The organism is Flavobacterium sp. TS_SC_5, from assembly GCF_056156265.1.
In genome coordinates this window covers 1,579,527-1,592,605 of sequence record NZ_CM149588.1, presented here as the reverse complement: position 1 = coordinate 1,592,605, position 13,079 = coordinate 1,579,527, and the positions used below count along the sequence as shown (strand labels likewise).

Annotated in this window: 10 protein-coding genes and 1 pseudogene; 3 read left to right on the top strand and 8 right to left on the bottom strand. The window is 35.6% G+C overall.

The genetic code is table 11. The features are described from left to right. Window positions 1-29 precede the first annotated feature (29 nt). Window positions 30-1,367: an FAD-dependent oxidoreductase gene (locus AC0J6S_RS06935; RefSeq protein ID WP_474956046.1), complete on the bottom strand. Its 1,338-nt coding sequence runs from the start codon at window positions 1,365-1,367 to the stop codon at window positions 30-32. A 62-nt stretch (window positions 1,368-1,429) separates the two neighbouring features. Beyond that, a complete protein-coding gene (locus tag AC0J6S_RS06930) occupies window positions 1,430-3,820 on the bottom strand; it encodes a penicillin acylase family protein (protein ID WP_474956337.1) in 2,391 nt (796 codons plus the stop codon). A 177-nt stretch (window positions 3,821-3,997) separates the two neighbouring features. Here AC0J6S_RS06930 and AC0J6S_RS06925 point away from each other — a divergent pair, with 177 nt between their 5' ends. Both AC0J6S_RS06925 and AC0J6S_RS06920 read left to right on the top strand, forming a co-directional pair. Beyond that, the gene (locus AC0J6S_RS06925) at window positions 3,998-4,639 is read left to right on the top strand and encodes a flavin reductase family protein (RefSeq protein ID WP_474956045.1); all 642 of its coding nucleotides are present in this window, start codon (window positions 3,998-4,000) and stop codon (window positions 4,637-4,639) included. A 3-nt stretch (window positions 4,640-4,642) separates the two neighbouring features. After that, window positions 4,643-6,174 (top strand): annotated as a pseudogene (locus tag AC0J6S_RS06920) (cryptochrome/photolyase family protein). Window positions 6,175-6,251: 77 nt separating this feature from the next. Here the strand turns inward: AC0J6S_RS06920 and AC0J6S_RS06915 are convergent. Both AC0J6S_RS06915 and kynU read right to left on the bottom strand, forming a co-directional pair. Then, window positions 6,252-6,683 (bottom strand): YMGG-like glycine zipper-containing protein, encoded by a 432-nt coding sequence (locus AC0J6S_RS06915; protein ID WP_474956044.1) that lies wholly within the window; start codon window positions 6,681-6,683, stop codon window positions 6,252-6,254. 89 nt (window positions 6,684-6,772) lie between these two features. After that, entirely contained in the window at window positions 6,773-8,059 is a 1,287-nt protein-coding gene (gene kynU, locus AC0J6S_RS06910) for a kynureninase (protein WP_474956043.1), read from the bottom strand. A 160-nt stretch (window positions 8,060-8,219) separates the two neighbouring features. Here kynU and AC0J6S_RS06905 point away from each other — a divergent pair, with 160 nt between their 5' ends. Beyond that, window positions 8,220-8,975 (top strand): SIMPL domain-containing protein, encoded by a 756-nt coding sequence (locus AC0J6S_RS06905; protein WP_474956042.1) that lies wholly within the window; start codon window positions 8,220-8,222, stop codon window positions 8,973-8,975. Between the two features lie 216 nt (window positions 8,976-9,191). Here AC0J6S_RS06905 and queA read toward each other — a convergent pair whose 3' ends face one another. The 4 genes from queA to AC0J6S_RS06885 all read right to left on the bottom strand — a co-directional run bounded on the left by queA (window position 9,192) and on the right by AC0J6S_RS06885 (window position 13,079). Beyond that, a complete protein-coding gene (gene queA / locus AC0J6S_RS06900) occupies window positions 9,192-10,241 on the bottom strand; it encodes a tRNA preQ1(34) S-adenosylmethionine ribosyltransferase-isomerase QueA (RefSeq protein ID WP_474956041.1) in 1,050 nt (349 codons plus the stop codon). 199 nt (window positions 10,242-10,440) lie between these two features. Beyond that, entirely contained in the window at window positions 10,441-11,664 is a 1,224-nt protein-coding gene (aroA, locus tag AC0J6S_RS06895; RefSeq protein WP_474956040.1) for a 3-phosphoshikimate 1-carboxyvinyltransferase, read from the bottom strand. Window positions 11,665-11,764: 100 nt separating this feature from the next. Next, window positions 11,765-12,091, bottom strand: a complete 327-nt coding sequence (locus tag AC0J6S_RS06890; RefSeq protein WP_035668323.1) for a nucleotide pyrophosphohydrolase — start codon at window positions 12,089-12,091, stop codon at window positions 11,765-11,767. 1 nt (window position 12,092) lies between these two features. After that, complete coding sequence (locus tag AC0J6S_RS06885; protein WP_474956039.1) at window positions 12,093-13,079, bottom strand: virulence RhuM family protein; 987 nt, start codon at window positions 13,077-13,079, stop codon at window positions 12,093-12,095.

The window sequence follows — 13,079 nt, the reverse complement described above, 5'->3', positions numbered from 1 at the left end:
GATATATAAAGCCAGCAACTTCTGAAAGACTATCGCAGCAGCTCTAGAATTTTATTTTCAACAACTTCTGAATCCCATATTTCGTTAATGTTTTCCATTTTCAAAACTTCTTCCATTATGGCGTTTTGATAATCTCCTATGGCTAAGGCTTCCGCGTAAGGACGATCACTAAAAGTAACCCGACTGTACAATGGAATCCATTTTTCAGGATGCTTGTCCGAGAACGACTTTTCAATCTTCTTTTGCAAAAGGAAATTTTCATCAGCGGTTTTCGAACTCATCTCTAAAAAATTACGATACGAAAGTTCAGCAATCGCATCCGCGTTTGGTTTACGAGATTTTTGGTATTCCGAGAAAATCGATTTCCAATCGTCACCATACTTTTCCATCATTTCATTAAGAACTGAAATATCTTCAAAACCGGCATTCATTCCTTGTCCATAAAAAGGAACAATTGCGTGACTGGCATCTCCAATAAGTGCTATTTTATCTTCGTAAGTCCATGGATAACATTTCATCGTCACTAATGTACTGGTAGGATTCTTGAAGAAATCTTCTGCTAATTTTGGAATTACATCAATGGTATCCGGTAAGTTTTTTTCGAAAAAAGCCTCCACTAATTTTATATCTTTTAAGGATGCAAAAGAATTTTCTCCTTCAAAAGGCATAAACAAAGTACAGGTAAAACTTCCGTCTAAATTAGGCAAGGCAATTAGCATATATTCTCCGCGAGGCCAAATATGAAAAGAATTTTTATCTAATTTATGTGTTCCATCAGCATTTGCAGGAATGTTTAATTCCTTGTAACCTATTGGCAAAAATTCTTGTGAATAATCAAACATACTTTGGCGTTGCATGCGGTGACGAATCCTTGAAAAAGCACCGTCAGCACCAAAAACCATATCGTATTTTTTATCTTCCCAAGCGCCACGCTCCGTTTCACCAATATGAAGTGTTGCATCATCAAGGGTTACATCCCATATTTTATGCTCAAAAAAGAATTCCGCTCCTGCGGCTTCCGCCAAATCGATCATTTTCCTATTCAAAATCCCTCTTGAAATGGAATAAATCGACTCTCCTTCTTGACCGTAATTTTGGAAATTAAGTTTATCAACTAAGTGAATCGCTCGTTTTTCCATAGGAATGGCAATTTTACGAACCTCGTTTCCTATTTCTACTCCATCCAAAGCTTTCCAGCCGCGGTTTGACATCGCTAAATTGATGGAACGACCAGAAAATTCTATTTTTCGGATATCAGGACTTCTATCGTAAACGTGAACTGTATGACCTGCTTTACGAAGATAAATAGCTACTAAAGATCCTACTAATCCAGAACCTACAACCGCTATTTTTATGGGAGTTTGCATTATATTTTTATAAAAAGTTAGGCAAAATTAATGATTTATTATTTTAGGCCCTTTAAAAATAATCATTTTTTACGGGGAATAAAAACCAATTTTGTTGAAGTTCTAACAATCTCTTCCTTGTTCAGCATCATTCGCCTGAATTTCCCGGCATTATACAACTCTGCCTGATCGCTATAATGCGCGCTCAACGGATTCCCGGATTGTCCCGTTGGCAGGATACTCCAGCTGTTTTCAATATCGGAAAAATCAATAATTCTTCTGGTTGACGGACCTCCTTTTACAAGATAATTTCCATCATTCGTAAAATCAAAAAACAAATTATTAATAACTTCAGTAGAACCTGAAACTTCAAAAGGCCCTACATTAAAGATACTTCTTAAAGCAGCCACTTTTCCCAAAGGATGCTGATGTTCTAAAGTGTGTACTTTATTCCAAGTCCAGTCCGAAACTGTACTTCCCAATTGGTTTTCTAGAGCTGCAACGGATTCTTTGAATGATTTTGATACAATCTGACTTCTTGTTTCTTTTTCCTTTTTGGTGTTAACATTATCCCACCAAAGCGATTTTTCATTCGTGATTTGTCTTGCTATAATTTGCTTCATGATGTGCGTTCCTAAAAACATTTTAAAATTTTCAGGACCTAGTTCGTCTTCAAAAGTATTTTTTAAGTAATTAAAAATCCATTTGTTATAAATTGTAGGAGCCACATCGCTCAGATTATTAGTTCCTTTCCAATTTTTCAAGATGCTGAGAGCTTGTTTTTCATTTTCAGAAAGGGATTCCTGATCTATATTTGAAATTAAATCCTTCACGACTTTTGGAGCTACGGAAGAAGTGTTATCAAAAATCATTTTCCCAACAGAAACCATATCCCAATCTGATTTTGGGTTCAATAATTGTGTGATTCGTTTGGCTCGATCTTCAGGAAGATAATATCCCGGATACAAAAATCCATCAATTGCTTCTGGTTGATTGTTGGCAGAATATACATAATTCCATCTAGGATTAACCGCTGAAGGATTTTTGGAGAAATCCAAAAATTCTTTAATATCATCCTTGCCGCTGGATCCATCCAAAATAAAATTAGGATTCACTCCTTCATTATGCTTGTATAATTTTCCAGTTGCCCACCAAGCGACATTTCCTTTGGCATCGCCATACATGACATTGAGTCCTGGCGCTGCGATTAGCGATACTCCTTTCTGAAAATCTCCTTTGCTTTTAGCATGAGAAAGCGCATACACCGCATCAAGAATTTGAATCGGTTGCTGTATATAAATCCAAGACATCGCAACAGGTTTGTCTTGCTGTAAACCATCTATCAAATCGTTCATTACAGGACCGTGGCGAGTAGTTTTCACATTCAAAACAACGTTAGATGAATCTTTTACTTTGATTGTTTTTTCCCGAATTTCATACGCATTGAAACCAGTTGGAATCTTATATTCATTAGCATTAGCAGGGTTATTCTCTTCTTGGTACAAATCAATATCATCGTTTTCAAACATGGTCAAACCATACGCATATTCTCTGTTGTGTCCCAATAACGGATACGGAGTTCCCGCTAAATAACAGCCGTACAATTCGTAATCCGGAGTAACAATATGCGCTTCATACCAAGTTCCCGGTTGTGAAAATCCAATATGTGGATCATTTGCAAAAATAACTTTTCCGTTTTTAGTTTTCTTTGGAGCAATAACCCAACTGTTACTTCCTATAAAAGGCGAAATTGGCGATTGCTCTAAAAGCGATACTACAGATTTAGAAATAGCAGCGTATTCTTGAGGTCTGTCTTTAGCATTTTTAATTTTTGTAGTATTAAAGGAACCATCAATTCCAAAATCCTTCAAATATTCCATTCCATATTTGTTTCGAATATCAGTCAACAATGGATCTGATTTTTGAGCCATCGCAAAACTAAAAGACATATATCCAAAAATATTATAAACGTCTTTAATCGTAAATTTTTCTTTTTTAACACCTACTAAACTGAACTCTATTGGTGTAGTCCCTTCATCCATGAATTGATTAATACCTTCCAAATAAGCCATCGTCAATTGGTAACTGGGACTGTTTCTATCCAAACCTGCGATCGCTTTTGCAGAAGCTTCTTCGATTCCCAATCCAGCAAAGAATTTATCATTTTTCAATGCCACTGAACCAAAAATTTCCGATAATCTTCCTGGCGCAATACGACGCATCAATTCCATTTGCCACAATCTATCTTGCGCGTGAACATATCCCAAAGCCACCATGGCATCTTGAGAATTTGTCGCATAAATATGAGGAACACCAAATTCATCGAAATAAACGGTGGTTTCCTTCTTAATGTTTTTCAAGCGTAACTTGCCTTCGTATTTTGGTTTTAAGTAATAACCATAAACAAGCATCGTCACCGCTAAAATAATTACTAACGAAAGTAAAACGAGAAGGACTTTTCTAAGTATTTTCATCATTGGATAAATTGAAAAACAAATATATAGGATTTGTAAGTTATTTAAAAACTATTTGTTCCAATGTGTTTATTTGAAACCCAAACCTCAAAATCATTACTCAATTTAAAATATTTTGTTTAATTTATTTCTTATTTAATTAAACAAAAAGTATATTTGTTTCAAATATTACTAAACATGAAACACATTTCAAGAGATGATATTTCTCAAATGGAAAAAATCGAAAGATTAAACTTAATCAATTCCTGCACTGGCTATAAATCGGCTAATTTGCTCGCCACGAAATCCCTTGACGGAAAGTCAAATGTTGCTATTTTCAGTAGCGTAACGCATCTGGGAAGCAATCCTGCTATGATTGGATTCATAATGCGTCCTACAACTGTTCCAAGAGACACGTACAAAAACATCAAAGACATTGGATATTTTACAGTAAATCACATTACTGTTGATATGATTGAAGATGCGCACCATACGTCTGCAAACTACGAACTGGGAATTTCCGAATTTGATAAAACCAATCTAGAAGAAGAGTATAAAAATGACATTGAAATTCCATTTGTAAAAGGAAGTCCGGTGCAATTGTATTGCAAATACGTAAACGAATATTACATTAAGGAAAATGATACGATTCATGTAATTGCGTCAATCGAAAATTTATTTTTTGAGGAAGAATTAGAACATAAAGATGGCTGGTTACAAATTGACCGAGGTAATGTTGTGGCATTAAATGGTCTTGATGGGTATTGTTTACCCAAATTAGTGGATCGTTTTCAATATGCCCGAAAGGAAATTCCAACCACTTCCTTTTTTAAAAAATAACAAATGAAAAAACTGCGCTTAATCCTTGGTGATCAGCTCAATTCAAAGCATTCTTGGCTTCAGGAAAGTGATGACAACACAATGTATGTCTTGGCCGAAATGCGTCAGGAAACGGATTATGTCAAACATCACATCCAAAAAGTGGTGGCCTTTTTCTGTCGATGAGGAATTTTTACACAGCGATAAAAGAAAATGGACATCAAGCAGTCTATTTTCAAATTACCGATACTGAGAATCCACAGGACTTAGAAAAAATCATTGCCATTTGTATTGAAAAATATAACATAGAAAAATTTGAATATCAATTACCAGACGAATACCGACTGGACCAACAATTAAAAACGATTTGTTCCTATCTAAAAATCGAATCTGAAGCTTTTGACTCCGAACATTTCTATACCACGCGTACCGAACTTTCTGACTTTTTTGAGGGAAAGAAGTTGTTACTAATGGAGAATTTTTATCGGAACATGAGAAAAAAACATCATGTTTTGATGGATGGCGCAACACCTTTGGGCAACCAATGGAATTTTGATGCTGATAATCGCAAAAAATATAAAGGTGAAGTTCCGGTTCCTTCAGAAAAGAATTTTCATGCCAATGTTTCACAAGTCGCTGCACAAATAGTAGAAGCAGGAATTGTGACTTTTGGAAACATTAATCCAGATAATTTCAGTTGGCCTACTTCCCGTGAACAATCTTTAGAGGTTCTAGCATATTTCTGTAAAAATCTGTTGAAGCATTTTGGAGATTATGAAGATGCAATGCACACCGACGAAAAATTCCTTTTCCATTCTCGCTTGTCTTTTGCTATGAATAGTAAAATGCTTTCGCCAAAAGAGGTAATCGAGACTGTTATTTCTTTTTATCATGCTAATGAAACTGATATATCTATCTCACAAGTAGAAGGTTTTGTCCGACAGATTTTAGGTTGGCGCGAATACATCCGAGGAATATATTGGAAAGAAATGCCCAATTATGCTCAAATGAATGTTTTACAAAATACAAATAAGTTACCTGATTTTTTCTGGACGGGTAAAACCAAAATGAATTGTATGAGCCACGCCATTAATCAAAGTTTAGATGAAGCTTATGCCCATCATATTCAGCGTCTCATGGTGATAGGGAATTTTACATTATTAACGCAAATTCATCCTGATGAAGTAGATGCATGGTATTTGGGCGTATACATTGATGCCATTGAATGGGTCGAAATGCCCAACACACGAGGCATGTCACAATATGCAGATGGCGGAATAATTGCCACCAAGCCCTATGTTTCCTCTGGCAGTTATATCAACAAAATGAGTAATAATTGTGCCAAATGCCATTACAATGTGAAAGAAAAATTTGGTGATAAAGCCTGTCCTTTCAATACGCTTTATTGGAATTTCCTCGATGAGAAAAAAGAGTATTTCAAAGGAAATCAACGCATGGGAATGATGCTGAATTTACTAAAAAAAATAAATCCTGAAGAATTGTATAAAATCAAAGTAAAAGCAAATGAAATTATTGCCAATATGGATTCGTATTAAACCCAAATTTTCCCATAAAAAAAGAGTGTTTAAATTCTATTATGAACTTAAACACTCTTGTTTATTTACGGATAAATCTAATTTTTTTTGCTTCCGTCTATAATTGCTCCGGTTCCTGCACCTACTCCAGCACCAGCTACACCACCAATAATAGCACCTTGTACTTTTTTCTTACTGATAATAGCACCAGTTGCAGCACCTACACCAGCGCCTATTACAGCACCTTTTGCAGTACTACTCCAGCCTTTTCTTTGCGTGGTAGTATTTGTTGTAGTCGTTGTAGTCGAAGGTGATTGCTTGTTTACAACAACAACTTCTTTTTGCGTTTCAATTCTAGCAGCTTCAATTTTGACCATTTCTTGTTTCATAGAGTCAATTACTCTTTCCTTTTCTATTTCAACTTTCATGGAATCTACTGTTGCTACTTTAGCCTTTTCAATTTCCATTTTTCCTTGGTTCTGACAAGAAACAACAAGTAAAGCTACTAATATAAAATATAATGCTTTCATAATTTGATTTTTTTCAATTTGTAATACTACAAAGAAACGTTTAAACCTGTAAATCATACTTATGCAATTCAGGTTATTATTTATATAATTTAAAGATTCGCTTTGCCCAGAATACCTGCTTTCAGAATCTGACCAAACTCATACATGTCTTCAAAAGAAGTATACAATGGCACCGGCGCTAAACGGATAACGTTAGGTTCGCGCCAATCCGTTATGACGCCGTTTTTCATCAAATAATCGAATAAACTCCGCCCTTCCCCATGCAATAACACAGATAATTGAGACGCTCTTTCGGATGGATTCGAAGGTGTAATAATCTCAAAACTACTGTCAACTTCTTTGTCTATTTCATGTAGAATAAATTCTAAATAAGAAGTTATTAAATCTCTTTTGTGGATTAAAGCGTCCATTCCTATTTCGTCAAACATGTCGACTGATGCTAAATAAGGTGCCAAAGATAGTACCGGTAAATTGCTGATTTGCCAACCGTCAGCTCCATGAATAGGATCAAAAGTTTGTTCCATCTTGAAACGACGTTCTTTATTATGTCCCCACCAACCCGCGAATCTCGGTAACTCCGAATTATTATGATGCTTTTCATGAATAAAACATCCTGATGCATTTCCAGGTCCTGAATTCATGTATTTGTAACTGCACCAAGATGCGAAATCAACATTCCAATCATGCAATTCCAGTTTTACATTTCCTGCAGCATGCGCTAAATCCCAACCTACATAAGCTCCCGCTTTATGACCGGCTGCTGTTATGGTTTTCATGTCAAAAACTTGTCCGGTATAATAATTGACCCCACCAATTAAAACTAAAGCTAACTTGTCACCAACTTCTTCAATTTTTGCCAGAACATCTTCTAAGCGAATGTTGTGTTCGCCTTCGCGACGTTTGATTTCGACAATCGCATCTTCTGGTTTGTATCCATGAAAATGAACCTGACTTTGAAACATGTATTGATCAGACGGAAATGCTTTTTCCTCGCAAATAATTTTATATCTGGTCTTTGTTGGTCGGTAAAAAGAAACCATCAACAAATGCAGATTCACAGTCAAGGTATTCATCACGGTAACTTCGCTTGGAAGTGCACCCACAATTTTACTCAACGGATTTGCAAATCTTTCGTGGTAATCCCACCATGGTTTTTTACTGTAAAAATGTCCCTCAACAGCGAGGTTTGCCCAGTCATTCATCACCTCATCTACATATGCTCTAGTACGTTTAGGCTGTAATCCCAGTGAATTTCCTGTGAAATAAATCACCTTTTTTCCATTTACCTTTGGAAAAATAAACTCGTCTTGGTATTTATGTAATTGATCTTGTGAATCGAATTTTTTAGCAAATTCAAGGGTATTTTCGAATATCATGATTTGTATTTTGATTTGTAAAAGTAGTAAAAATGAACGAATGACAATATAGTTAACATTGATTGGAAAGCTATACAATAGTTAAATTTTCGAGTGAGAAAAAATAGTTCCCAATTCCTATACGGAATTAAGAAACTACTCGTTTTTAAATTATATTTGATTGAATTTAAAATTCTTAGATCTGCTTAAAAACAGTTTGAACGTTATTATTATTGCCGTTGCGGTGGTGATTTCTTCATATTTATTTTCGAATGCTTTTCAGAATCGAAATAAAAGTAACGATACCATAAGTGTTACCGGCTCGGGTAAGAAGGATTTCGTTTCGGATTTGATTGTTTGGAGCGGATTGTTTTCTAAAAAAAGTATGACTTTGAAGGATGCTTATGCCGCATTAGATGCTGACAGAGAAAAAATAAAAAGTTATTTATCAGGCAAAGGAATTGCACCGAATGAAATGGTTTTCTCAGCGGTGAATTTCAATAAGGATTTTGAAACTACTTACAACGAAAACGGAACCACAAGACAGCAAATTTTCACAGGATTTACGCTGACTCAAAGTGTAAGCATTCAATCTAAGGAAGTAAATAAAATTGAGGAATTATCAAGACAATCCAGTGAATTGATCAACTCAGGCGTAGAATTTTATTCGTCTCCACCAGAATATTATTACACAAAACTGGCCGAGTTAAAAATAAAAATGATTGCCGAAGCCACCAAAGACGCTAGTATCAGAGCTAAAAGTATCGCTGAAAACGCTGATGCGAGTTTAGGGAATTTAAAGAAATCGGATATGGGAGTTTTTCAAATTACGGGTCAAAACTCATCGGAAGATTTTTCGTATGGCGGTTCGTTTAATACGCAATCGAAAAACAAAACGGCTAATATCACGGATCGACTGGTGTATCAAGTGAATTAGGAATACAAATCTCTTTTATGCACAGAACGTCGTGTGAGGGATGGAAGCGGCATCCTTTATTTTCTTTCTTTAAGAAAATAAAGATACAGCGTAGAGCCCGACCCGCTTTTTCAGCGGGACACACCTTTATAAAACAAAAAAAATCTCGCCATTGCTGACGAGATTTTAGCCTCACCCCAACCCTCTCCAAAGGAAAGGGAGGAGAAAAAATGTTTTTTAAATGATCAGCATTGCATCACCGTAAGAATAGAATTTGTATCCTTCTTCGATTGCTTCTGCGTATGCTTTTTTCATTAAATCATGACCACAAAATGCGGAAACCATCATTAATAAAGTTGATTTTGGCGTGTGGAAATTAGTAATCATACACGTTGGAATCGTGAAATCATGAGGAGGAAAAACAAATTTATTTGTCCATCCATCAAAAGGATTCAAGGTGTTTTGTGACGACACTGAGCTTTCAACGGCACGCATAGAAGTAGTTCCTACGGTACAAATACGTTTCTTTTTAGCTTTGGCTTCGTTCACAATATCACAGGCTTCTTGAGTAATTTTTAATTCCTCAGAATCCATTTTGTGTTTTGATAAATCTTCAACCTCAACTGGGTTGAAAGTTCCCAAACCTACGTGAAGTGTAACTTCGGCAAATTTAATTCCTTTGATTTCGAGTTTTTTCAATAAATGTTTCGAGAAGTGCAATCCTGCAGTTGGTGCTGCAACAGCTCCTTCTTCTTTAGCATAAATAGTTTGGTAACGTTCCGCGTCTTCAGGAGTTACGTCTCTAGAAATGTATTTTGGGATTGGAGTTTCTCCAAGTTCTGTTAATTTATTTCTGAATTCTTCATAGGAACCGTCGTAAAGAAAACGTAATGTTCTTCCACGAGAGGTCGTATTATCGATAACCTCAGCTACTAACGAATCGTCATCTCCAAAATATAGTTTGTTACCAATTCTGATTTTACGTGCCGGATCAACTAAAACGTCCCAAAGTCTTTGCTCAGAATTTAATTCTCTAAGTAAAAAAACTTCGATTCTTGCTCCAGTTTTTTCTTTATTTCCATACAAACGTGCAGGAAAAACTTTAGTGTTATTCAGAATTAAAACATCTCCGTCATCAAAATAATCGATAACATCTTTGAACATTTTATGTTCTATAGTTCCTTTCTTACGATCAATAACCATCAGACGTGCTTCGTCTCTGTTTTCAGCTGGATATTCGGCAAGAAGTTCTTTTGGTAAATCGAATTGAAAATGTGATAATTTCATCTGATATATTTATGAGTTATGAATTATAAGTTACGTCCTTCGTCTGCGCTCAGGATGACAACTTTAATCCTAGTTTGCAAATATACGATTGTGAGATAGGCGTTGTCAAGTGTTTTGCTGTTTATTTTTCCTCACCCCAGCCCTCTCCGAAGGAGAGGGAGAAGAAAAACATCTTTTCGCCCAATGAATTGAGGGTGTGCTATGAAATTTCGAAACCTAAACTTTTTAAATCATTCCAAAAATCAGGGTATGATTTTGAAACGACTTCCGCGTTTTCGATGATAATTGGCACTTTTATAGCTAATGGTGCAAATGCCATCGCCATGCGGTGATCGTTATAAGTCGCAATTTTAACATTAGGATTGATTTGGTTCGAAGCCAGAAGCGTCAAACTATCATTGGTCACGGCTATATTCGCTCCCAATTTTGTTAACTCAATTCTAAGTGCTTCGAGTCGGTCCGTTTCTTTTATTTTTAAGGTATGAAGTCCTGTAAGATGGCAACCAATTCCTAATCCAAGACAAGTAACTACTATTGTTTGTGCGATATCTGGCGTATTATTTAGTTCTAAGTTTAAAGTTTCCGGTTTGAAATCAGACTGTTTTACCAGAGTCATTTTGTTCCCTTCAAAATGTGTTTCAACACCCATTTGTTTGTAGATTTCAACCAAAGCCGAATCGCCTTGCAAACTCGTTTCTGTATAACTCGTTAATGAAATAGTCGCATTTTCGGCCAAAGCAGCTAAACTAAAAAAGTACGAAGCAGAACTCCAATCGGATTCTACGGTCATTACTTTCGATGCTACTTCTTGTTTTGGATAAACGGTAATTACATTTCCTTCAAAACTGGTTTTGATGTCCAAATCATTTAACAAAGCCAAAGTCATTTTGATATAAGGAACCGAAGTGATTTCGCCAACCAAAGTGATTTCAATACCATTTTCCAATTTTGGCGCCACTAATAACAATGCCGATATGTATTGACTGCTTACATTGGCAGGAATATTCACTTTAGAAGCTGTGATTTTTTGTGCTTTGATTCGAATTGGCGGATATCCAATTTCTTTCTCGTAGGAGATTTTAGCCCCTAATTGCTCCAAGGCTTCCACCAAAACTTTTATGGGACGCTCCGTCATTCGTTGAGAGCCGGTCAACACTACTTCACGACCTTCGTTTACTGCAAAATATGCCGTTAAGAAACGCATCGCCGTTCCCGCATGATGAATATCAACTATTTCCTCGTTTCCTTTCAATGCTTTTTGCATTACTTCACTGTCATCAGAATTAGAAGTATTGGCTAAAGTAATATTAGGAAATAAAGCTTGTAGCAATAATAGTCTGTTAGTTTCGCTTTTTGAGCCGGTAATATTTAATTGTGAATTATCAATTGTGAATTGTGAATTCGTACTTAATTTTAAATTCATGTAGCTAATTATGAGTTTTGAATTATGAATTATGAGTGGTATAATTCAAGTTCGCAATTTACCACTCCGCGTTTATAATTCATAATTTATACTTCACAAATTATTTGAGTTTTTCATTGTTTTTGTGACGGTCTTTGTCTCGGATAGATTTCAAATCCATCTTTTTATCGAAAGCAGCCTGTAAATCGATTCCGGTTTGATTTGCCAAACACAATACGACAAAAACTACATCGGCTAATTCTTCGCCAAGGTCTTTGTTTTTATCGCTTTCTTTTTCGGATTGTTCACCGTAACGACGGGCAATGATTCGGGCTACTTCGCCTACTTCTTCGGTAAGTTGTGCCATATTAGTCAATTCGTTAAAGTAACGAACGCCGTGTTCTTTGATCCAAGTATCTACGTCTAGTTGGGAATTTTTTAGGTTCATTTTATTTTAGTTTTTTTATTTCTTTATCAAAATCAGAAATTATTTTCTGTGTTTTATTAAAAGTCTCATAGGCAGCGATTGCTTTTTTATCAGCTTGTATTTTAGAAATTTTTCCTTTACCGTCCAAAACCTTATAATCATTAAAGTTTAGAAATTTATTCACACTTTCAGCCAATTGACTCATCGTAAAAGTATTCTCCCGCTCTATCAATCCTTCTATGTAATCAAAATAACCCGTTACGGTACGCTCTAATTGTTTAATTTCTTTTTCTTGCAAATAATTTTTGGCAACAATCACATCCGATTTCAAAACCCTTCCACTTGGACTGTTTTTCCAAGTTGTCAAGCCCATATTTTCCTTTTTGGCGTCGGCAGTTTTAGCAATTATTTCAGCAGCAGTATTACCAGTAATAGCAAAATGAAATTTATTTTGAACTGTGGCATAGAAATTTTTAGTTATTTCGGCATGGCTGTCATAATCAATACTGCATTCGGCAAAAATATCAGTTACTTGTTGGTAAATTCTCCTTTCACTCGCTCGAATAGAACGAACTCTTTGTAGTAATTCTTTAAAGTAATCTTTACCAAAAATAGCCAGACCTTGTTTTAAACGATTGTCGTCTAGAACAAAACCTTTTATAATATATTCCTTTAAAGTTTGGGTTGCCCAAATACGAAATTGTGTTGCTTTAGTAGAGTTTACACGATATCCAATAGAAATTATAGCATCGAGATTATAAAATTTAGTTGGATAAATTTTACCGTCGTCGGCAGTATGTTCCAAAATGGAACTAACTGAATTTTCTTCGAGTTCACCAGCATCAAAAATATTGCCTAAATGTTTCGTTATTGCTGGTCTTTGCACGCCAAACAACTCAGCTATTGCTTTTTGAGTTAACCATACTGTTTCATTTTGTAACAAAACATCAACACGGATTTCTCCACTAGGTGTTTTATATAAAATAAACTTTTTTAAATCTTCATCCAT

Coding starts and splice junctions, on each gene's coding strand:
- AC0J6S_RS06930 (WP_474956337.1), bottom strand. CDS start 3,820: ATGAAAATACTTAGAAAAGTCCTTCTCGTTTTACTTTCGTTAGTAATT.
- AC0J6S_RS06935 (WP_474956046.1), bottom strand. CDS start 1,367: ATGCAAACTCCCATAAAAATAGCGGTTGTAGGTTCTGGATTAGTAGGA.
- aroA (WP_474956040.1), bottom strand. CDS start 11,664: ATGAATTTAAAATTAAGTACGAATTCACAATTCACAATTGATAATTCA.
- AC0J6S_RS06915 (WP_474956044.1), bottom strand. CDS start 6,683: ATGAAAGCATTATATTTTATATTAGTAGCTTTACTTGTTGTTTCTTGT.
- AC0J6S_RS06890 (WP_035668323.1), bottom strand. CDS start 12,091: ATGAACCTAAAAAATTCCCAACTAGACGTAGATACTTGGATCAAAGAA.
- queA (WP_474956041.1), bottom strand. CDS start 10,241: ATGAAATTATCACATTTTCAATTCGATTTACCAAAAGAACTTCTTGCC.
- AC0J6S_RS06925 (WP_474956045.1), top strand. CDS start 3,998: ATGAAACACATTTCAAGAGATGATATTTCTCAAATGGAAAAAATCGAA.
- AC0J6S_RS06885 (WP_474956039.1), bottom strand. CDS start 13,079: ATGGATGAAGATTTAAAAAAGTTTATTTTATATAAAACACCTAGTGGA.
- kynU (WP_474956043.1), bottom strand. CDS start 8,059: ATGATATTCGAAAATACCCTTGAATTTGCTAAAAAATTCGATTCACAA.